At 63.8% G+C, this 19,727-nt stretch carries 20 protein-coding genes; 6 read left to right on the top strand and 14 right to left on the bottom strand.

Features of this window, described 5'->3' with window-relative positions; genetic code table 11:
- Window positions 1-58: 58 nt before the first annotated feature.
- From O1W68_RS05595 to O1W68_RS05605, 3 genes are all read right to left on the bottom strand, one after another.
- A complete protein-coding gene (locus O1W68_RS05595) occupies window positions 59-1,009 on the bottom strand; it encodes a hypothetical protein (RefSeq protein WP_269301924.1) in 951 nt (316 codons plus the stop codon).
- Between the two features lie 37 nt (window positions 1,010-1,046).
- Window positions 1,047-2,297, bottom strand: a complete 1,251-nt coding sequence (locus O1W68_RS05600) for a reverse transcriptase family protein (protein ID WP_269301925.1) — start codon at window positions 2,295-2,297, stop codon at window positions 1,047-1,049.
- 249 nt (window positions 2,298-2,546) lie between these two features.
- Window positions 2,547-3,104, bottom strand: coding sequence for a helix-turn-helix domain-containing protein (locus O1W68_RS05605; RefSeq protein ID WP_269301926.1), 558 nt, complete (start codon window positions 3,102-3,104; stop codon window positions 2,547-2,549).
- A gap of 68 nt (window positions 3,105-3,172) precedes the next feature.
- On the opposite strand from O1W68_RS05605, the gene O1W68_RS05610 reads away from it, so the two are divergent.
- The 3 genes from O1W68_RS05610 to O1W68_RS05620 all read left to right on the top strand — a co-directional run bounded on the left by O1W68_RS05610 (window position 3,173) and on the right by O1W68_RS05620 (window position 6,417).
- Window positions 3,173-3,847: an AzlC family ABC transporter permease gene (locus tag O1W68_RS05610; protein ID WP_269301927.1), complete on the top strand. Its 675-nt coding sequence runs from the start codon at window positions 3,173-3,175 to the stop codon at window positions 3,845-3,847.
- Entirely contained in the window at window positions 3,844-4,155 is a 312-nt protein-coding gene (locus O1W68_RS05615; RefSeq protein WP_269301928.1) for an AzlD domain-containing protein, read from the top strand. Before O1W68_RS05610 ends, O1W68_RS05615 begins: the two co-directional genes overlap by 4 nt.
- 129 nt (window positions 4,156-4,284) lie before the next feature.
- On the top strand, window positions 4,285-6,417 hold the full coding sequence (locus tag O1W68_RS05620; protein ID WP_269301929.1) for a heavy metal translocating P-type ATPase: 2,133 nt from the start codon (window positions 4,285-4,287) through the stop codon (window positions 6,415-6,417).
- A 70-nt stretch (window positions 6,418-6,487) separates the two neighbouring features.
- On the opposite strand, the gene O1W68_RS05625 is transcribed toward O1W68_RS05620, so the two are convergent.
- The 4 genes from O1W68_RS05625 to O1W68_RS05640 form a co-directional block, all read right to left on the bottom strand.
- On the bottom strand, window positions 6,488-7,129 hold the full coding sequence (locus O1W68_RS05625; protein ID WP_269301930.1) for a DUF305 domain-containing protein: 642 nt from the start codon (window positions 7,127-7,129) through the stop codon (window positions 6,488-6,490).
- Window positions 7,130-7,214: 85 nt separating this feature from the next.
- On the bottom strand, window positions 7,215-7,628 hold the full coding sequence (locus tag O1W68_RS05630; protein ID WP_269301931.1) for a hypothetical protein: 414 nt from the start codon (window positions 7,626-7,628) through the stop codon (window positions 7,215-7,217).
- Window positions 7,629-7,669: 41 nt separating this feature from the next.
- Entirely contained in the window at window positions 7,670-8,149 is a 480-nt protein-coding gene (locus O1W68_RS05635) for a MarR family winged helix-turn-helix transcriptional regulator (RefSeq protein ID WP_269301932.1), read from the bottom strand.
- Window positions 8,146-8,751 carry a DJ-1/PfpI family protein gene (locus O1W68_RS05640; RefSeq protein ID WP_269301933.1) on the bottom strand — a complete coding sequence of 202 codons (606 nt, stop codon included), beginning with the start codon at window positions 8,749-8,751 and terminating at the stop codon, window positions 8,146-8,148. Before O1W68_RS05640 ends, O1W68_RS05635 begins: the two co-directional genes overlap by 4 nt.
- 168 nt (window positions 8,752-8,919) lie before the next feature.
- Here O1W68_RS05640 and O1W68_RS05645 point away from each other — a divergent pair, with 168 nt between their 5' ends.
- Complete coding sequence (locus tag O1W68_RS05645; protein WP_269301934.1) at window positions 8,920-9,936, top strand: DUF5914 domain-containing protein; 1,017 nt, start codon at window positions 8,920-8,922, stop codon at window positions 9,934-9,936.
- 48 nt (window positions 9,937-9,984) lie between these two features.
- Here the strand turns inward: O1W68_RS05645 and O1W68_RS05650 are convergent, their stop codons facing one another.
- The 5 genes from O1W68_RS05650 to O1W68_RS05670 form a co-directional block, all read right to left on the bottom strand.
- The gene (locus O1W68_RS05650) at window positions 9,985-11,496 is read right to left on the bottom strand and encodes an NAD(P)/FAD-dependent oxidoreductase (RefSeq protein ID WP_269301935.1); all 1,512 of its coding nucleotides are present in this window, start codon (window positions 11,494-11,496) and stop codon (window positions 9,985-9,987) included.
- Window positions 11,493-12,212, bottom strand: a complete 720-nt coding sequence (locus O1W68_RS05655) for a class I SAM-dependent methyltransferase (RefSeq protein WP_136172566.1) — start codon at window positions 12,210-12,212, stop codon at window positions 11,493-11,495. The genes O1W68_RS05650 and O1W68_RS05655 overlap by 4 nt, the downstream gene beginning before the upstream one ends.
- Window positions 12,213-12,253: 41 nt before the next feature.
- A complete protein-coding gene (locus O1W68_RS05660; RefSeq protein ID WP_136170536.1) occupies window positions 12,254-12,487 on the bottom strand; it encodes an RNA-binding S4 domain-containing protein in 234 nt (77 codons plus the stop codon).
- Between the two features lie 65 nt (window positions 12,488-12,552).
- A complete protein-coding gene (locus O1W68_RS05665) occupies window positions 12,553-14,754 on the bottom strand; it encodes a heavy metal translocating P-type ATPase (protein ID WP_269302805.1) in 2,202 nt (733 codons plus the stop codon).
- Window positions 14,755-14,783: 29 nt separating this feature from the next.
- Window positions 14,784-14,921, bottom strand: a complete 138-nt coding sequence (locus O1W68_RS05670; RefSeq protein ID WP_269301936.1) for a hypothetical protein — start codon at window positions 14,919-14,921, stop codon at window positions 14,784-14,786.
- A 214-nt stretch (window positions 14,922-15,135) separates the two neighbouring features.
- Between O1W68_RS05670 and O1W68_RS05675 the strand changes: the two genes are divergently transcribed.
- A complete protein-coding gene (locus O1W68_RS05675; RefSeq protein WP_269301937.1) occupies window positions 15,136-16,830 on the top strand; it encodes a cutinase family protein in 1,695 nt (564 codons plus the stop codon).
- Between the two features lie 56 nt (window positions 16,831-16,886).
- Here O1W68_RS05675 and O1W68_RS05680 read toward each other — a convergent pair whose 3' ends face one another.
- A complete protein-coding gene (locus tag O1W68_RS05680) occupies window positions 16,887-17,153 on the bottom strand; it encodes a helix-turn-helix domain-containing protein (protein WP_269301938.1) in 267 nt (88 codons plus the stop codon).
- Between the two features lie 100 nt (window positions 17,154-17,253).
- Here O1W68_RS05680 and map point away from each other — a divergent pair, with 100 nt between their 5' ends.
- Window positions 17,254-18,024: a type I methionyl aminopeptidase gene (gene map / locus O1W68_RS05685; protein ID WP_269301939.1), complete on the top strand. Its 771-nt coding sequence runs from the start codon at window positions 17,254-17,256 to the stop codon at window positions 18,022-18,024.
- 119 nt (window positions 18,025-18,143) lie between these two features.
- Here the strand turns inward: map and amaB are convergent, their stop codons facing one another.
- Complete coding sequence (gene amaB / locus O1W68_RS05690) at window positions 18,144-19,691, bottom strand: L-piperidine-6-carboxylate dehydrogenase (RefSeq protein WP_269301940.1); 1,548 nt, start codon at window positions 19,689-19,691, stop codon at window positions 18,144-18,146.
- Between the last annotated feature and the right edge of the window lie 36 nt (window positions 19,692-19,727).

The raw sequence follows: 19,727 nt of genomic DNA on the forward strand, positions 1-19,727 counted from the left end.
TCTAGATACTCCTCGCGGGGAGGTTATGGACGGCTCCGAAGACGTGGCTCCAGATGAGTCATCCTGCCGCAAGGGCGAGAGCATCCACGAATTCTGTTGGCGCAGAAAGAGACTGGTAACCATCCGAGAGGATTCGACGACACCCGTCGAGCTCGACGTGGATTTCCAGGGGTTCCCCAGTGTTCGATACCGGACTGGGCGACAACGAGAACGTGACGAGCGAAGTAGCGCGCTGGGCGCATGGCGCTGCCGGAGCCAGATCGCCAAGTACGTCGAACGCGTCGGGATCTGATTGGACGTCGTACCGATCTGCACCCAAGAACAATGGGACAGCACCCGAGGTATCGAAGCGGCAGAATCCCGACGGCAGCCAGGGAATTTCGGTCAGGGATTCCGGCCCCGGTGTCAGGGCCCTCGATACGGGCGAGCAGTCGAAGAACCGGGAGATTCCGGCGGCATCGATGCGTACGCTGTGCTCGACAGCAGCGGTTTCGTCCAGTTTCCCGATCTCGTACAACCCGAGGGTGTTGTCGATTCCGCAGTCGCTGAGTGGGTACGAGGGTTCCATAGCTCGCCCGTCCGCGTCGACGAGCCACATGTCGACCGGTGCGGCCACGCCGTAAGTACCACAGAACATCGATCGCCCTGCCGACGGTGCATTCAATGCTTCTATCGCCGAATCGAAGTCCCCGGTGTAGTGCCGTTCGACGTATGTCGCTGTTCCGTCCGCAGCCACGTGGTTTCCCAGGTCAATATCACACACCACGGCCATCACCGGGGTAAACGTGTCGGGGACCGTGCCGGGCGGCGGACGCACCCGTCCGGGGCTCGAGAAGGGCGAAGGCGGTGTCAAGAATCCGCCCACGTCTTGCGGAAGTGCGCATACGAACGCCTCCGCCGAACCGACCACTCCAGCATCGCGCGGTGTCGCAGTGCTCTGCAGTCCGTAAGCAGCAAGAGCCATCAACACCACCACCAGTGCGGTTATGCCCGTCCGTCTTCCGATCACGACCGGATCCTATGGCGGCCCGACGCGCCACAACTCATCACCAATCCACCCGCGCTGCCATCGCGAGCAATCTCTCTCGACGCGTACTGCTCGTTTCACCGATGCGCGCGATGCGCCCGTACACGTGGGCGCGGAAATCTGCACTCCCGCTCAGGTTTTGCACATCGGCACCCGTCGTGATGCAGTTGTGGAGCAGCGCGCGCAGGGCGTCGTATTCGGCTCTGGGTACTGCGGGCCAGTCGTTGACCACCAGCCCGGTCAGTTGTTGTCGCTGATGTGCCCGCCGCACCCGCGTCTTGTCCGGGTGCAGGGCGAAACCCTCGTCCTGTGCGACTTGGCCGACCACCCACTGCAGGGTGTCCACGTCTGGGCTACCGGAGAATGCCAGGTCGTCGGCATAACGGGTATATCGCAGCCCCATGGATCGCGCGAGACCGGTCAACCGGATATCCAATTGCCGTGCTGCAAGATTGGCCAGTGCCGGTGATGTCGGGGCGCCCTGCGGCAGATGAGTGGATCGCAATCGAGAGGCTGTCGGCCGGTCGATTCCGACCAATTCGGCCGCGGGCGCCACCGTCGTGCACACGCCTGCAAGATTCGACGCGACAGTCGGGGGATAGCCCACAGCTTCGAATATCGCTACGACACGGTCGAATCCGATGGATGGGAAGAAGTTCTTCAGGTCGACTGATACGACAACTTCGCGGCCTGCGTGTGGAATTGCGAAGGTCTGCGCACTGCGGCCTCGCCGAAATCCGTGCGCAGCAGGGTGCGCGGGCACTCGATCGAGGATCCGCCGTAGGACCTTTCGCTGAATCTCGCGCAATCGTGGCTTCGGCACTTCCAGGAGCCGCGAGCCGACGCGCTTGTCGATTCGGGCAGAACGATAGTGCTGCATCGGAAACGGCGCTGTCGTCAATCTTCCCTGAAGATCAGCGAACCAGTCCATTTCGTCGATCGTAAGATCGAGGGACCCTGCAAGTTGACCCGATGTCTCGTAGCGAGGCACCTCGAAACGCCACGGCTTGACGTGGCCTCCCGGCGGCGGCGCGTGCGAGGACACCGAAGGCTCCGGGATGAACGGCAGGTCGCGCAGGAGGCGGAAGATCGACGACTCGTCGAACGGCGGCATCGGAAAAAGATTGATCACGCGGTCCGCCAACCATGACGCTCTGGCCGGAACGAGCGCCGCGAATGCCTCCTCGAGTCCGCTACGCGTCCACTCCGCATCCGCGGACAGGGACGCCAACGCCGCGGCCGATCGCGGCGTCAGTTCTCGGTCGGCCATGCATCTCCTGTAAAAAAACACAGCGGCGCGGGGCGACCGAAATCTTTCGTCCTCGGAGCAGTCAAGCACGCGGAGCGTGCCGAGCTGCTTCGGACGCAGTGACCGATTCTCATTTCTCTCCCAGGGGTTACCCCTGAGCTTGGTCGCACGGACCAACTCTCGCCCACGCGCCGCTGCATACCTCCCACTGTGCCAAAAATGTCCGACTTCTGCGCGGTATTCCATCCTCGGCGTTCTGTGTGTCGAGCGCTAGAGGTGCTCGGACACCAGTACCGCCACGGTGTTCGGCTCCAATGCTTCGAACGTGTGCGGCTGATCCCCCGGGTACGAAATGTAGTCACCGGGATGTAGCTCGACAGGGTCTTCGGTAGGTCCGACCAGTGCGCGACCCACCGACATGACGACATGTTCGACGACGCCTGGCGAGTGGGGATCTGCCTGCCGCGCGTCGCCGACCTGGGCGTTGATGATGTAGAGGTCCCGACGCGCGTGCGGTGGGCACGAGGCGAGCAGCGTCGCTACGTAGTCGGCGTGTTCGGATCCGATGCGGGGCCCGTCACCGGCCCGGATCAGGTGCACTCGCGGTCGGGCAGGTTCGACCAGCTGCGCGAACGGTACGTCGAGGGTGACGCTGAGCGCCCATAGGGTCTCCACACTCGGGTTACCTGTGCCCGATTCGAGTTGCGAGAGAGTCGATTTGGCGATCCCGGCTCGGCGTGCGACTTCGGCGGAGGACAGTCCGACCCGTTTGCGTTCACGTTGCAGTGCTGCGGCGATCGCTGCGATGGGTGCACCCGACTCGACCATGTTCGTTCACTCCATCGGTTGTATCGTTCGGTTTGACGAACACCCTAACATCGTCCACTATTACGGACATGCGTTCGATATGGCGAACACCCGCGTTGCGAGACATCGCCCTCGTCTGCCTTGCCGACGGCCTCGTCGGGGCCTCCTTCGGCGCAATCGCCGTCGCGACCGGGCTCCCGCTCTGGGTTCCGGTCGCGATGTCGTTATTCGTCTTCGCCGGTGCCTCCCAGTTCATTCTCGTGGGAGTGCTTGCCGCAGGGGGTAATCCGGTTGCAGCAGTTGCCAGCGCGATGCTCGTCAACACCAGACTCGTCCCACTCGGCTTCTCGGTCGGCGACGCATTGGCCGGCTCGAGCTGGCCCAGAAAGCTTCTCGGGATGCACTTGATCACCGACGAATCCGTTGCTTTCGCCGTCGCCGAGAAAGAACCGGTTGCGCGTCGAACATCGTTCTGGCTCTGCGGAATCGGACTGTTCGTGAGTTGGAACATCGGCGTGCTCGGCGGCGCGGCGCTCGGTAGCGCGATCACCGACACAGCAGCTCTCGGCCTCGATGCCGCTTTCCCGGCGGTACTCATCGCCCTGGTCATGCCTGCCCTGCGCGAGGCGAGGACGCGGAACGCCGCCGTGATCGGTGCGGTCATCGCCGTCGCCGCTGCCACCGTGCTCCCCCCGGGAATCCCGGTCCTGCTCGCACTCGCCGGAGTTGCCATCGCCCCACTGCTATCGAAGGTGAACACGTGAATCTCGTCGTTCCGATGCTCGCGCTCACCGTCGGCACCATGCTGCTCCGGATGATCGGTCCGCTACTTCGTAGCCGCGTCACATTGTCCCCGCGAATCGAGATGCTGAGCTCGACGGCCGTAGCCGTTCTCTTCGTCGCACTCGTCGCAACCCAGGCACTGATCGTCGACACCGAATTCGCAGGGTTCGCTCTTCCCGCAGGAGTTGTCGTAGCCGCCGTGCTGGCCTGGCGCAAAGCACCCTTCGTTGCCATCGTCGTGGCTGCTTCGGCGACGACTGCCGCCCTGCGGTTCGTCGGCGTTGCTTGATCGGAACAATCAAGCCTTCTGCGGTCGAAGAACCCTTCCCGAGAGTGGCGGGGAGGCGTACAGTTCGTACTGGACCCATACCCCCTAGGGGTATCAACCACGAACTCGATCAGTGGGAGTACATGCACGATGAGCAACCACATGAACCCCGACACTGCACATCCGCCTCAGCCGGATTCGGCGCATTCCGGCCAAGATGACATGGCAGGGCACGACATGTCCGGACACGCGGGGCATGCCGAACATGGCGATCACGCCGGCCAGTTCCGTCGCCTGTTCGTCATCATGGTGTTCTTCGCCGTGCCGGTCGTGTTCGCGTCGAACATGTTCGCGATGCTCGTTGGCTATTCGCTACCCGACGCAGCGTGGATCGCCTGGATCTCACCAGTACTGGGCACCATCATGTATCTCTGGGGCGGATCACCGTTCCTGACCGGCGCGGTCAGCGAGATACGTTCACGGCAACCAGGAATGATGCTTCTCATCGCGCTGGCGATCACAGTCGCATTTTTGGCATCGATGGGTTCGAGTATCGGCATACTCGACCACCAACTCGACTTCTGGTGGGAACTGGCGCTGCTGATCGTGATCATGCTGCTCGGCCACTGGATCGAGATGCGGTCACTTGCGCAGACCACTTCGGCTTTGGACTCACTGGCAGCGCTTCTTCCCGACACCGCCGAACGCATCGAGGATGGCGAGGTCGTCTCGGTGACGCCGGACGACTTACGCGTCGACGACGTCGTCGTCGTCCGCCCAGGTGGGCGGGTGCCTGCCGATGGCACCATCGCCTCCGGGACCGCGAGCATGGACGAATCGATGGTCACCGGCGAATCGCGCACTGTCCGTCGCAGCGACGGTGACCACGTCGTCGCCGGGACCGTCGCCACCGATTCCGGCGTCCGCATCCAGGTCACCGCCATCGGCGAGGACACCGCCCTCGCCGGCATCGGACGCCTTGTCGCCGACGCGCAGAATTCGTCGTCGCGGGCCCAGCGCATCGCCGATACCGCCTCGGGCTGGTTGTTCTGGTTCGCGCTGGGAGCCGCGGCCATCACCGCGGGAGTGTGGACACTGTTCGGGCTGCCCGACGACGCCGTCATCCGGACGATCACCGTCCTGGTCATCGCCTGTCCACACGCCCTCGGGTTGGCGATCCCCCTGGTGGTGTCCATCGCCACCGAACGAGCCGCCCGCAGCGGTGTCCTGATCAAGGACCGGTTGGCGCTGGAAACCATGCGGACGGTGAATACCGTGGTTTTCGACAAAACAGGAACGCTGACCAAAGGTGAGCCCACCGTCATTGCGATCGAGGTGACCGGGGGCCACACCGCCGAAGAAGTCCTAGCTTCGGCCGCGGCCGCCGAAACCGATTCCGAGCATCCTCTCGCCCGCGCCATCGTCGAAGCCGCACGTCACCGCGGCCTGACGGTACCGACCGCTACCGAATTTCGGTCGTCCCCGGCGGTCGGAGTATCGGCCGATGTCGACGGAACTCGGATCCACGTCGGTGGCCCGGGCCTGCTCGAACAGGAGCACGCCCGCGAACTTGCCGTCGCCGACCGCTGGGGCGACGACGGGGCGATCATCCTGCACGTCCTCGCAGAAAGCGAGGTCATCGGGGCGTTGAAGCTCGCCGACGAGATCCGACCGGAATCACGCTCGGCGATCGAAGAACTTCATGGCCGCAACATCGAGGTCGTCATGATCACCGGTGACGCCGATGCCGTCGCGAAGTCCGTCGCCATCGAACTCGGTATCGACCGCTATTTCGCCGGAGTAAAACCAGAGGACAAGTCCCATCACGTCGCCGACTTGCAACGAGAAGGACGCACAGTGGCGATGGTCGGCGACGGCGTCAACGACGCTCCGGCGCTTGCGCAGGCCGACGTCGGGATCGCGATCGGCGCGGGCACCGACGTCGCCATCGCGTCGGCGGGAGTGATCCTGGCCAGCGACGACCCCCGATCGGTGCTTTCGGTGATCGAGCTTTCGCGTGCCTCGTATCGGAAGATGAAGCAAAACCTGTGGTGGGCAGCGGGATACAACCTCATCTCCGTGCCGCTCGCGGCAGGAGTACTGGCACCGATCGGGTTCGTGCTGCCGATGTCGGTCGGGGCCATCTTGATGTCATTGTCGACGGTCATCGTCGCCGCCAATGCGCAGCTGTTGCGTCGACTCGATCTCACCCCTGACAGCATCGTCGGCTACGAGCATCCGAATGATGTGGCCCAAGAGAATCAACCGGCACTGAAGAGCTGAGCCCGAGTCGAACGTTGGAACGACCGAGGGCCGCCCCCCACGAGGAGTGCGGCCTTCGGTGTGGAACAGGTCAGCCCAAGAGCTGGCGCATCGTGTCGATCTCCTCCTGCTGAGAAGTGACGATCATGCGCGACATCGCCTGAGCCTCGAGATTGGAACCCTGTTCGATCTCGACATTCGCCATGTCGATAGCACCGGTGTGGTGGGCAATCATCATCGTCAACCACTGGCGGTCGAACTCGGGTCCCGAGGACGCCATCAACGAGTCCATCTCCTGATCGGTCATCATGCCGCTGCCCGAGCCGTGGTTCATACCGCCCATACCGCCCATCTCCCCCAAGTCAGCGGAAGGGGCAGGCTGGCCCCACTCGGAGAGCCACGCGGTCATCTGGTCCATCTCCGGCTGCTGCGCGGCTTCGATCGCCGACGCCAATGCCAGGACATCTGGATTCTCGGTCCGCCCGGTTGCCATCTCGGACATCTCGACGGCTTGTGCGTGATGCGGGTACATCATCTGCGCGAACATCACGTCGGCATTGTTGAACTGCGCCGACGCATCCGTTGAGGACGAAGTGGACTGCGACGAGTTCATCGAGTGCCCGTCCATCATCTGCCCGTTCATCGGAGTGTTCGAAGAGTCGTCGCTGCAGCCTGCGAGGAAAATAACGCCTGCCGAGGCAGCCGCGAGTGCAGCAAGTACTGGAGTACGCATGTGAATTCCTTACGAGAGTGATCTTTTACGGAGTTCGGATACAAAAAGCGATCCGCCGAGATGCAGGAGCATTTCGGGCTCCCCGTCACACTCGCAAGGTCACCGATTTGTCCAACTCCGAGAGAACCCACGGCGGCGCACGTTCCAACGCGGAGGCAGTGCGCCCGCCGACGATGTCCACCGTTCGTGGTGAAAGGTCGAAGTCGATGCTGGTGGTCGGCACCGTCAGAGCAGGCCACGACGTCGTCGTGCCCGTGCACGGATGCATCATCGAATGTGCAGACGGGCAGTCGTGCTCCCCGAACGCGACAGGCCCCGAAGCGTCGAGTCGATACTCCGACGCCATCGCAGAATCGCCGCCGCCCATCGACGACATCGACGACATCGACGACATCGGTGTCACCGAGTGCATGAGCAACACCCCGAAAATGGTGAATGCAATCAACAACCCGGTAGCCGAGGCTGTACCTCGTCGACTGCCGCGGATAACTGAGTGCATGCAACCGACGTTACCAGCCATACCCCCGGGGGGTAAAAGTGTCATTGCCGCCGTGGGGGCAACTCGATCTCGTCTCGATAGCGCCGCGAGGCCGCGATGATCTTCGTTATTCCATCCAGGACCCGAAGTATCTCCTCTTCCCCCACCGCCTGCCCGACGGCGTCGGCCCACGCATGTTGATCGTCGCGTAGCGCCGTCAGGGTGGTCCGCCCTGCTGGTGTGGGCCGAAGCAATTTGGCGCGTCGATGCTTGGGGTTCTCGAGGTACTCCGCCCATCCCTTGCCCACCAGGATGTCCGCCGTGCGCTGCACGCTCTGCCGCGCAAGACCGAGGCCGACGCGTCGAGCGATCTCGGCTACTGCCAGCGGCTCCTCCAGCGTGGCACCGAGTACTTGCCACCACGCAGGAGTCAGGCCCGCTGGTTCGGCTATCTGCCGCGCCGCCGCGAGAAATTCACCATTGAGTTCGAATGCAGGAAGTACGACGGAGGTCAGCGCATCACCGGCTGGTGAACGGTTCATCCGGCGACCAACTGGTCGTAGAACTTGCGCTCCCCGGTGGAGTACAGCCCGTACCAGGCCTCGATGATCGGCTGCGGGAAGAGTTCGAGTACCTCGAACATTGCTTTCGTGAACTGCAATGCAGCCGTGCCGGGTGCGGTCACCAGGGAGCGATCGGACACCACCCGTGCATCGCGATAGTGCTCACTACCGGTGTATTCGGCTGCACCGGAGATGAATTCGAGTGCATTGCTGGTGTGTGGGCGAGCATTCAGCAGTCCGGTGCGCGCAAGCCCGAGCGTGGCACCACAGATGGCACCGACGGGTACTACGCGATCGATCGCCGTCCGAGCGAGCTCGAGCACCGCGGCGTGCCCCTCACCCCACGTGTCGCCGCCGGGGAGGACTAGCGCCGCGAGCGATCCGACGTCGAGATCGGCGACGTCGCCGTCGGGAAGAACACGAATGCCACCGGCGGTGGTGACCTTGCCGCCGCCGTCGGAGACAACCTTCAGCTCGTACCGAGAGTTGCCTTGTTGCCGCGCCATGGCGATGCCTGCCACGAGGTATCCGTATTCCCAGTCCGCCATGGTGTCGAGTGCGTAGAGAGCAATGGTCTTCATCGGAACCTCCATAGTTGACAGGATGCTGTCACTGTAGCAATCGACAGAACCCTGTCAAGATGCGCGGCAGGTACGCGTTCGGTCCGAATGCGTAGGAGAAGTGTCGCTCCGTCGCAATGTGGGCACAATAGAGTCGATACACGAAACCAGCACGGAAAGCGGGTACCCATGGCAGCCCTCGATGCACTACGCGGCCGCTGGCCGAAAAGCTTGCCCCTGCAGCCATTGCCTGCGGAAGCGTGGGCCAAACAGGAACCGACGTGGAAGGGTGCGAATCCGCAGGTCATCGAGTCCGCGCTCAAACGCGCGAAGATGCGGCCGTCGGGGAACTGGTTCGTCTTCGCCGCGAGCCGCGACATCCCGAAGGACAAGCCGTTCGGGCGGCACATCGGTGGCACCGAACTGGTGGCCTGGCGCGACGAGAAGCAAGGAATCCACATCGCCCCCGGAGTGTGCCCACACCTCGGTGCGCCGCTCGACAAGGCCAAGATCGAATGCGACACCCTCATCTGTCTGTGGCACGGTATGCCGCTCGGCCCCAAGGGACGCCCCGGATGGAAGCCGCTACCCGCCTTCGACGACGGCATTCTCGTCTGGGTCCGGATGGACGAACTCGGTGGTGAAGAGCCGACCGAAGTGCCGATCGTCCCGATCCGACCACCCGCCGCAAACTCCGTCGATGCGGTCGTGACGGTGACCGGCATCTGCGAACCGGACGATATCGTCGCCAATCGCCTCGATCCGTGGCACGGAGCCTGGTTCCATCCGTACTCGTTCGCACGACTGAAGGTGGTCGACGCACCCACCGACGTCGATGTCCCCGAAAAGGACGATCGGTTCCTGGTCGACGTGACATTCCGCGTCAGCCGAGGAGTCGGCGTACCGGTCCGTGTCGAATTCGTCTGCCCAGGTCCACGCACCATCGTGATGCGCATTCTCGAAGGCGAGGGCATCGGAAGCGTCGTCGAGACGCATGCGACTCCACTGGGCCCCGGGCCGGACGGCAAGCCACGGACAGCCGTCATCGAGGTCACCGTCGCCAGCTCCGAGCGTCCGGGATTCAAGATGGCACGCAAGGTCGCACCGCTGCTTCGTCCCGCCATGGGATGGACTGCTGAGCGACTGTGGAAAGACGACCTCGACTACGCCGAGCGAAGGTACGAATTGCGTTCACGCGGCATGTGAAAAAACCAACCTGTCGATCCCCCCCGATACGCGGGGGGATCGACGCGGTCAGCGCTTGGTGAGCCGAGCCAGCTTGTCGAACACTCGAAAGCGTCCGCGCGTCGGGACCGTATAGATCGGGTGCCCGGCGATGCCCCAGCCCGAGAGCAGAGTGTTCGCCGCATGCAACCCCGTTGTCGCGGCACGTTCCATCAGAGCGACCGGCAGATCGATCCTGATGCCGTCCCCTGCTAGCACGACGCCCGGTTCCGGGGTGCGCACGGTGGGCCGATTGGCGAACTGACCGAGGCCGAACAACGGGCAATCATTGCGCCATTCGGTGCGCTCGGATACCACTGTGGCCGAAGCGGTTTCAGGGTAAATCTCATGCATCCGCGCCATCAACTGCGCGCGCGTGTCCTCTTCGGAGTCGACGGCGGCATACGCGTGCAGTTCGACAACCGATCCGCCGGTGCGAGCGGCCCACTCCGCCGCCTCGTCCTCGAACCGCTCGAGCACGCTGATGTTGTCGATCGGCGGCATTCCGCCGGTTCCGATGAAGGCCGGGCGATCGGCATTCACCGGCTTGTCGAGCCACACTCGATGCACCAGAAACGGCGGCGTATTTTCCAGTGCCTCAATGCGTTTACGCCACTCCGACGTCCCGAGATCCGGCGAGTTCTTCACCACGTTCTGCAAGCCGGCGATATCGGCGGCAAGCACCACGGCGTCGACCTCACCCACCCCGACTACGTCGTATGCGCGTTCGCGGCCCCGGGCGATACCCTCACACGCGGTGCCCACCCTGATATCGACGCCCAAGCCTAGTAAGTACTCTCCCAACGGATTCCACAGCGCCTGCGGATACGGTCCCCGAGGCACGTCGAAGATCAGCCCCTCCGACGAGCCGAGGAAATAGATGTGGAACATCATGGCCAGCTCGGCCGCGGACATATCCTCGGGATCGGCGAAGAAGCTCCGCGAGAAAACCCCGAACGCCAAGTGTCGCGCGGCCTCGGGGAAGTTGATGTTGCGCAGAAACTCCGCCGCCGGGGTCGTGTCGAGCTGCTCGAACGTCTCCGGGACACTGACATTCATCAGCGGTAGCGCCGCTACACCCTTGAGCGAGAACAACTCTCGCATTCGGAAAGTAGGACTCCGAGCGACGAACGCGAACGCATTCAACGGCGGCGTCTGCGGCAGACCCTTGAAGCCGTCGATTCGGCCATCGCCGTCGATCAGCGGATAGTCCTCGACCGGACGTAGCCGTCGCAGGCCCGGATCACTGCGCTCCATCAGATTTCGAAGGTTGTAGTACTGCCGGAAGAACGCGTGGAAACCGCGGCTCATCGTCACAGGAGTGCCGTCGTCGAGCGTGGTATCCCACCCCCCGACGCGACCGCCCAGGTAGTTCTCACGTTCGAGCACGGTCACCTCGACACCGCGCTCCGCCAATGCCGTTGCCGCACTGAGGCCGGCGATCCCGCCACCGACAACGACGACGCGCGGCACACGGGTCAGCGAACCGGCATCCGGAAACCCGGCAGGAGCGGGATGTTCGACGCGTCGACTATCGGTCACAGTGTCTCCATCGGGCGGGCTCCGAGAAAGGTGTGTACGACACCGTTCTGCCAGCCCGTCATAGTCTCGGTAGCCAAGGAAGTGAAACCTGCACGCTGCATACGCCTGGCGAACTCTCCAGCACCGTCGAACGTCACCACACTGCGCCACAGATGCTGGTACAAGGTCGTGTTACGGGTGGCCAAGTAACCGAGCGGAATGATAACCGCCCAACACACGAACGTCCACAGCACCTGTGCACGAATGGAATCCTTGACCGAATACTCGTGAAAAGCGATGCTCCCACCGGGCTCGAGCAACGACATCAGAGACTTCAACTCCGTATCAGGATCGTCGACGTTCCTGATCAGGTACGCAGCGAGAATGCCGTCGAACGGGCCATCGACCCCATTGACATTGAGATCCTCGACGCGGCTGTGCACGAACGTCACGTTCGACGGCCACGACTTCGAGCGCGCCACCTCGAGCATCTCCGCCGACGCATCGGCAGCAACGATCTGCGCGTGCGGAGCCGCCTTCAACAATGCCGCCGTCGACGCACCCGTGCCGCAGCCGATATCGAGCAAGCGAAGCCCATCACCGAGGCCAGGAAGGCGCAGCCGCTCCGCCGATTTCGCCAGATGATCGTGATAGCCGGGGTTCGCACCGACCAACCGGTCGTACGCCCGCGCCCCGACGTCGAAAGCCCCAGGCACCTCGTCGCGCGGCAAGCCCATACCCGTCACCCGCGTGCCACCCCATTCACGCCCGCCAACCTTCACAGCGCCGACTCACTCACGACGCGAGCCGACGGGCCACCGTCGATCGAGACGACATCGCCCGGATGAAGTTGGCGACCACGTCGCAGATCCACCTCACCATTGACGCTGACCTGCCCATCGGCGATGAAAGTCTTCGCCTCCGCCCCCGACTCGATCAGGTTCGCCAACTTGAGAAACTGCCCGAGCCTGATGGACTCGTCACGGATCGGAACATCTTGGGAGTCAGCCATGACTCCATCTTGGACTACACCGAGCAGATGGTCACTCCGCAGGCTCCGCTCCCGCCCATCCCGGGTCACTCCGCAGGCTCCGCTCCCGCCGCCTGGAAGCGCCGCAAACGCAGACTGTTGGTCACCACGAACACCGAGGAGAACGCCATCGCCGCGCCCGCGAGCATCGGATTGAGCAGACCCGCCGCCGCAAGTGGGATAGCCGCGACGTTGTACGCGAACGCCCAGAACAAGTTGCCCTTGATGGTCGCGAGCGTCTTACGGGAGAGCCGAATGGCGTCGCCGACGGCGCGAAGATCCCCGCGAACGAGGGTCAAGTCGCTGGCCTCGATCGCGACGTCGGTGCCGGTCCCCATCGACAATCCGAGATCTGCCGTGGCCAATGCTGCCGCATCGTTGACGCCGTCGCCGACCATCGCGACGACCCTGCCCTCGGCCTGCAGTCGCGCGATGACATCGACCTTGCCCTGCGGGAGCACGCCGGCGAATACCTCGGTGATGCCGACTTCGGCGGCGATCTTCCGCGCAGCTGCCTCGTTGTCACCGGTCAGCATGACCGGAGTCAGACCGAGTTCACGCAATTCGGCGATGGCCTGCTTCGACGTCGGCTTGAGTGCATCGGCGACGACGAGAATTCCCCGTGCACGCCCGTCCCAACCGAGCGCGACGGCAGTTCGGCCGTCGGCCTCCGCGTCGTGCAGCGCGCGCTCGAGTTCCGGCGGGAGCGGGAGTGACTTCTCGGCCAACAGGGCTGCCCGCCCCAACACGACCGTCCGGCCGTCGACAGTTCCGGTGACCCCCAGGCCTGCAACGTTCGCGAAATCGACCACCACGGGCAGTGAGTCTTCTTGCCTGGCTGCCGCGGTGATGGCAGCTGCGATGGGGTGTTCGGAGCCGGACTCGATGGCGCCCGCCACCGTCAAAATCTCGTCGCGGTCTTCACCGTCGGCGCCATGGACCGCGAGCAGCGTCATCTCACCGGTTGTGACAGTGCCGGTCTTGTCGAGGACGACGGTGTCGATCCGACGCGTCGACTCGAGCATCTCGGGGCCCTTGATCAGGATGCCGAGCTGGGCGGCTCGACCGGTGCCGACCATCAATGCCGTCGGAGTCGCGAGTCCGAGCGCACACGGGCAGGCAATGATCAGAACAGCAACCGACGCGGTGAATGCCGCGGCGACGGAACCACCGGTTCCGAGCCAGAAGCCCAGTGTCGCAACGGCGATAGCGATGACGATGGGAACGAAGATCCCGGAGATGCGGTCGGCCAGGCGCTGCACCTGAGCCTTGCCGGTCTGTGCTTCCTCGACGAGGGTGGCCATCTGCGCGAGCTGCGTATCCGCGCCGACCCGCGTGGCTTTCACCACGAGCCTGCCACCGACGTTGACGGTCGCGCCGACCACCTCGTCGCCGGTGGAAACTTCGACGGGCACGGACTCACCGGTCAGCATCGACTTGTCGACGGCGGAGGCGCCGGATTCGACGATGCCGTCCGTCGCGATCTTCTCCCCCGGCTTGACGACGAACCGATCTCCGACGGCCAGTTCTGCGACCGGTACCTGCTTTTCGACGCCGTCCTTCAGGACTGTGACGTCCTTGGCACCGAGGTCCAGCAATGCCCGGAGCGCGGACCCAGCTCGCCGTTTGGCGCGCGCCTCGAAGTAGCGGCCGGCAAGAATGAACGTGGTCACACCAGCAGCAGCTTCGAGGTAGATGTTGGACATGCCGTCCATGCGGGCGATGGTCAGTTCGAACGGATGCTTCATTCCCGTCACCCCGGCGGTTCCGAAGAACAGCGCGTACAACGACCATCCCAGCGCCGCGAGCGTGCCCATCGACACGAGCGTGTCCATCGTGGACGTGCCGTGACGCAAGTTCTTCGCGGCCGCGACATGGAAAGGCCACGCGCCCCAGACGACGACGGGTGCCGCGAGAGTCAGTGACAGCCACTGCCAATTGTCGAACTGCAACGCAGGCACCATCGCCATGGCGATGACGGGCACGGACAATACGAGGGAGATCAGCAGGCGCTGCTTCAACGGGTCCGAGGCGTCTGTTTCGGCAGTAGCTTCGCCGGCAGCCGGATCTTCGGTGCGGGGCAGGGTGGCGGTGTACCCCGCCTGCTCCACGGCCTTGATCAGATCGGCAGTCAAGACGCCGTCACTGACGACTTTCGCCTTCTCGGTGGCGTAGTTGACCGTGGCTGTCACGCCGTCGAGTTTGTTCAGCTTGCGCTCGATGCGATTGGCGCACGACGCGCACGTCATGCCGCCGAGGATCAGTTCGGTGTTGGTAGTCACGACTCGTTCACCTGTACATGCTCATGGCTGGCGGGAACCTGTTCTCCGACTGGTCCCACCAACGATCCGACGAAGTAGGCGGCGAAGAACACCACTGTAATTCCGAGCACGAACATCGAGAGTTTGGCCAGCATGTCGATCTCCTTCGTTCATCAAGTTCCACCATACCCCCTGGGGGTATGAAACGGCCAGGCTGAAATCGGGGTGTAACGCGATGGGAGCCCCGTGCGAAATCCAGGTAGCCCGCCACGCAGACCGGCGCGGGTCGAAGTTCATGGTGAACCCGCGCGATCAACTGCAGGTTCACATCGGTTCGGGGTCGAGTCGACCAACTGATGGGGATATCTGATGCCTTTACGCCGTTCGGCCCGCGGGCCCGCACATCGCCGACGTCTCGCCACGAGTGCAGTTGCGTTCCTCTCACTGGGCGCACTGGCCGTCGGTGGCGTCGCACTGACCGATTTCGGTGGATTCACCTCCTCTGACACAGAAGTCGAACTCGCCTCGACGGCAACCTGCTACGACATGGTCAGCATCGCCGTCGGCGGACGTGGTGACAGCCCGAAGAACGGTGTCACCAAGATGCTGACGACACCCGATGGAACGCCGCTCCCCGGAGCACTGGCAGGCGATTTCGAGAGCGACTGGATCGACCAGATGGTCGGCGCGCCCAACGGCCAGGTCAAGGAAGGCTCGTACGCAGCCGTCTACGTCGAGTACCCCGCCAACATGGCGTCCTACGACGAAGCCGTCAACACCGGAGTGGAGAACTCACAGAAGGTCATGCGCGCCATCGCCGCATCCTGCCCGAATACCCGCTTCGCCATCGTCGGCTACAGCGAAGGCGCCGACGTCACGCGTCGAGCAGCCATGGAAATAGGCAATCAGACTCCTGACGGCAACGGCAACTACGGAATCGTCGACCCGTCCAAGGTCGTCGGTGTCGTCATCCTCGCCGACGCCGGACGCACCGCAGGTGAAGGTGCATTCCCCGGATCCGCGTCCGGAACAGGTCCCGACGGATTCGACACGGTCTACCAGAACGGTTCCGGTCCTGCAGGCGCCGGCGCACTGCCAGGCACGTCCGGCAGCTTCGGCGCGCTGGAGGGCAAGGTGGCGTCATTCTGCTCCGAGGGCGACCTGACCTGCGCAATGCCGGAGAACACCTCGCTACTGCACCTCGCCGCCAACGTGGGACGTCAGCTCGACGTCGACACCCTCCAGCGTGACGGCGCACTCACCCCCGCCACCGGTGCAGACATGGCCATGGTGCTCGGCCGCATCGCCGTCGCAGCATTCAATGACATCGCGAGCCAGGACAACTGGCTGGCCGGTGACGAGACGTTCCTCGAGGTGCTGATCAAGGTGTCCGACCCGGGCTACAAGCCGGGCGTCGTGACCAAGCCTGCCGCAAAGGTCGACGAAGCTGGTGAACCACTTCCAGCCTCGGAAGCCGTCAATCTCGCCTACCTACCGTCGAAGATCGCCAAGGAGATCATCGGCTTCATCGGTTCCAACACGAACACCGTCCAGGTAGTGATGAACGATCCCTACGGGCAGACACTCGGACCGGGATCGGGACACCACTTCGACTACTGGCGCGACGCCGACCCGGCCAAGGGCAAGCCGCTGACTTCCGCTCAGTACGCCGCGGCCTGGTTGACCCAGCTGGCCAAGGACGCGGAGGCAGGCAAGCCGATCAACACCGCCGCCGCGCAGGAAAACGCTCGACTCGCCGTCCTGGCAGATCCGACCACAGCTACGACCACCTCGGCTGCTCCGACGACGACCTCGGTCGTCACGGCACCCCCCGCGGCACCGGCTGAGCTGGCTCCGATCGCACCTGCAGTTGTGGCTCCGCCCGTCGACCCAGCGCTACCGGTCGATCCGGCTCAGCCCGTCGACCCAGCGTTGCCCGTCGATCCGGCTCAGCCTGCAGACGGCACGCAGGCAGTGGAAGGAACCCAGCCTGTCGAGGGGACGGTCACTACTACCACTGCCGTCCCGACGACAGTGGCGCCCACCACGACGCCGGCTCCGTAAATTCTTCCCTCTCAGCGCCTATCCGAGATCGTTCGGGTGGGCGCTGAGTCGTGTGTCTACCCAGTGTTCTGAAGGTTCGCTTCGGGAAGGCAGATACGGGCGAGGAGCTCGAGTGGGACGTCCAATGCAGCTGCAAGTGCAGCGACCGTCGTGAAGGCTGGGGTGGCCAGACGGCCGGTCTCGATCTTGCGCAAGGTCTCGGGTGAGATCGACGCGGCAAGCGCCACTTCGGCGGGCTTGCGGTCGCCCCGCGCTTGTCGGAGGTAAGCGCCGAGACGTTTGCCGGCATCGAGCTGCTGCGGCGTCAAAGGGGATCGCACCATACGAGCAGGTTACGCCACCCCCCGGTATGAAAATACCTAGCCGTCGTTTAGTGTGGTATTTCTATACCGATCTATTGGCGACGAAGTGGAGAGAAAACGCGTGCTGGAACTCAAAACACACCAGGAAATCGAAGCAATGCGCACCACCGGCGCCTTCATCGCCCAGCTACTCGACGAACTGCAGGCGCGCGCCCTGGTCGGAATCAATCTTCTCGATCTCGAACACCACGCACGACAGATGATCACCGAACGTGGTGCGGTGTCCTGCTATTGGGACTACGCGCCCTCGTTCGGCCGGGGTCCGTTCCGCAATGTCATCTGCCTGTCCGTCAACGACGCAGTGCTCCACGGCCTCCCGCACGACTACACGCTGCTCGACGGGGATCTGTTGACCATGGACATCGCGGTCTCGATCGACGGCTGGGTGGCAGACTCGGCGCGCAGCCTGATCGTCGGCACGCCCCGAGCCGAAGACCAGCGATTGATCGAGGCCACCGAGAACGCCCTCGTCGCCGGTATCGATGCCGCACGTTCCGGCCGGCGCCTGGGCGATATCTCCGCAGCGATCGGGGCCGTCGCGGCCGACTACGGCTATCCGGTCAACACCGAGTTCGGCGGGCACGGGCTCGGTCGAACCATGCACGAGGACCCACACATCCCCAACCAGGGGCGCGCAGGCCGCGGCCTGGTGCTTCGGCCCGGACTGGCCCTCGCCCTCGAGCCGTGGTTCGCTCACGGAACCGACAAGATCGCCTACGACCCCGACGGCTGGACCATCCGATCCGCCGACGGTTCACGAACCGCCCACAGCGAACACACGATCGCGATCACCGACGGTGATCCACTGGTACTTACCCGCCACGCGGGGTGATGGAGGCGTCTACCTTTGGGGAGCGCGCACCCTTTTTGCGAGGCGCGCAACGGCATTCGCGTCCGAGCGTGTGTGCTCGGTTACCAAAAAGGGTGTGCGGTTCGACGACCAAAGCCTGCTCAGGTGAATTTCACTCCCTGAGCCAACGGCAGATCATTGGAGTAGTTCACGGTGTTGGTTGCCCGGCGCATGTACGCCTTCCATGCATCCGATCCGGATTCGCGGCCGCCACCGGTTTCCTTCTCGCCTCCGAATGCTCCGCCGATTTCGGCACCGGACGGCCCGATGTTGACGTTGGCGATACCGCAGTCCGAGCCTGCTGCGGACAGAAACATCTCCGCCTCACGTAGGTCGGTGGTGAAGATCGAAGACGAAAGCCCTTGTGACACATCGTTGTGCAGGGCAATAGCCTCGTCGAGCGTGTCGTAAGTGAGCACGTAGAGGATCGGCGCGAACGTCTCGTGCTGGACGATGTCCGTCTGTGTGGGCATCGTGATGACGGTCGGCTCGACGTAGTACGCGTACTCACCGAATATCTCGACGCGGTTGCCGCCGGCACGCACGATGCCGCCGTCGGACACTGCCACGTCGAGCGCCTTCTGGAAACCGGCGAACGCGGGTGCATCGATCAGCGGTCCGACCAGAGTGCCTGGGTCCAGGGGCGATCCGATCGACAAGGTGGCGTACGCCCGCGCGATCCTTTCCACGAGCTCCTCGGCTATGGACGTGTGCACGATAGCGCGTCGCAACGACGTACACCGTTGTCCTGCTGTGCCTGCCGCGGAGAACACGATACCGCGGGTGGTCAGGTCGAGATCTGCCGACGCTGTCACGATCGCCGCATTGTTGCCGCCGAGCTCGAGCAGTGTCCGCCCGAATCGCTCTGCCACGCGAGGTGCGACGGCCCGTCCCATCCGCGTCGATCCCGTCGCCGACACGAGTGCCACCCGCGAGTCGTCGACGAGGGCTTCACCGGCAACCCGATCGCCGATGACGAGCTGCGCAACCTTCGGATCCACGCCTGCTTTCTCGGCGGCGCGCTCGAACAATGCCTGTACGCCGAGTGCGGTCAGCGGCGTCTTCTCCGAAGGCTTCCACACCACCGTGTCACCGGCAACCAACGCCAGCACGGCATTCCACGACCACACCGCCACCGGGAAGTTGAACGCGGTGATGACGGCGACGACGCCGAGGGGGTGCCACTGCTCCATCATTCGGTGGCCGGGTCGTTCGGTAGCAATCGTCTTTCCATAGAGCTGACGCGACAATCCGACGCCGAAGTCGCAGATGTCGATCATTTCCTGCACCTCGCCGAGGCCCTCGGAAACGATCTTGCCGGCCTCGATCGACACGAGTGCACCGAGATCGTCTTTGTATTCACGTAGCAGTTGACCGAGTTCACGGATGAGGCCACCGCGGACGGGCGCTGGCACGCTCGACCACTGGACGTAGGCCGTCCTGGCGTCGGCGATGACCGCGTCGACGTCGGAGACCGTGGCCGAACCTAGCGATGCCAGATTGCCACCGGTGATCGGTGAGCGCGCGACGATCGGCATGGTCGAGGTGGTCGCTGTGGTCGAGGCATCGAGATCGACGCGAACGCCGAGCCGCCCGAGAATGGCGCGGGTCTCGACACTCAACGCATCGTGGGTGACGGGTGAGGGCATGGTGCGCACCTTTCGAAGCCGGAGAGTGTCACTTCA

Source organism: Rhodococcus sp. H36-A4, assembly GCF_027158005.1.
Taxonomy (GTDB): domain Bacteria; phylum Actinomycetota; class Actinomycetes; order Mycobacteriales; family Mycobacteriaceae; genus Rhodococcoides.

Bases quoted from the DNA above. Each gene is read 5' to 3' on its own strand.
- O1W68_RS05665 (WP_269302805.1), bottom strand. From the start codon at position 14,754: ATGACGTGCGCGTCGTGCGCCAATCGCATCGAGCGCAAGCTGAACAAA.
- amaB (WP_269301940.1), bottom strand. From the start codon at position 19,691: ATGCCCTCACCCGTCACCCACGATGCGTTGAGTGTCGAGACCCGCGCC.
- O1W68_RS05645 (WP_269301934.1), top strand. From the start codon at position 8,920: ATGGCAGCCCTCGATGCACTACGCGGCCGCTGGCCGAAAAGCTTGCCC.
- O1W68_RS05625 (WP_269301930.1), bottom strand. From the start codon at position 7,129: ATGCGTACTCCAGTACTTGCTGCACTCGCGGCTGCCTCGGCAGGCGTT.
- O1W68_RS05620 (WP_269301929.1), top strand. From the start codon at position 4,285: ATGAGCAACCACATGAACCCCGACACTGCACATCCGCCTCAGCCGGAT.
- O1W68_RS05605 (WP_269301926.1), bottom strand. From the start codon at position 3,104: ATGGTCGAGTCGGGTGCACCCATCGCAGCGATCGCCGCAGCACTGCAA.
- O1W68_RS05680 (WP_269301938.1), bottom strand. From the start codon at position 17,153: ATGGTGCGATCCCCTTTGACGCCGCAGCAGCTCGATGCCGGCAAACGT.
- O1W68_RS05660 (WP_136170536.1), bottom strand. From the start codon at position 12,487: ATGGCTGACTCCCAAGATGTTCCGATCCGTGACGAGTCCATCAGGCTC.
- O1W68_RS05670 (WP_269301936.1), bottom strand. From the start codon at position 14,921: ATGCTGGCCAAACTCTCGATGTTCGTGCTCGGAATTACAGTGGTGTTC.
- O1W68_RS05675 (WP_269301937.1), top strand. From the start codon at position 15,136: ATGCCTTTACGCCGTTCGGCCCGCGGGCCCGCACATCGCCGACGTCTC.
- O1W68_RS05610 (WP_269301927.1), top strand. From the start codon at position 3,173: ATGCGTTCGATATGGCGAACACCCGCGTTGCGAGACATCGCCCTCGTC.
- O1W68_RS05640 (WP_269301933.1), bottom strand. From the start codon at position 8,751: ATGAAGACCATTGCTCTCTACGCACTCGACACCATGGCGGACTGGGAA.
- O1W68_RS05655 (WP_136172566.1), bottom strand. From the start codon at position 12,212: ATGGGCTTGCCGCGCGACGAGGTGCCTGGGGCTTTCGACGTCGGGGCG.
- O1W68_RS05635 (WP_269301932.1), bottom strand. From the start codon at position 8,149: ATGAACCGTTCACCAGCCGGTGATGCGCTGACCTCCGTCGTACTTCCT.
- O1W68_RS05600 (WP_269301925.1), bottom strand. From the start codon at position 2,297: ATGGCCGACCGAGAACTGACGCCGCGATCGGCCGCGGCGTTGGCGTCC.
- O1W68_RS05630 (WP_269301931.1), bottom strand. From the start codon at position 7,628: ATGCACTCAGTTATCCGCGGCAGTCGACGAGGTACAGCCTCGGCTACC.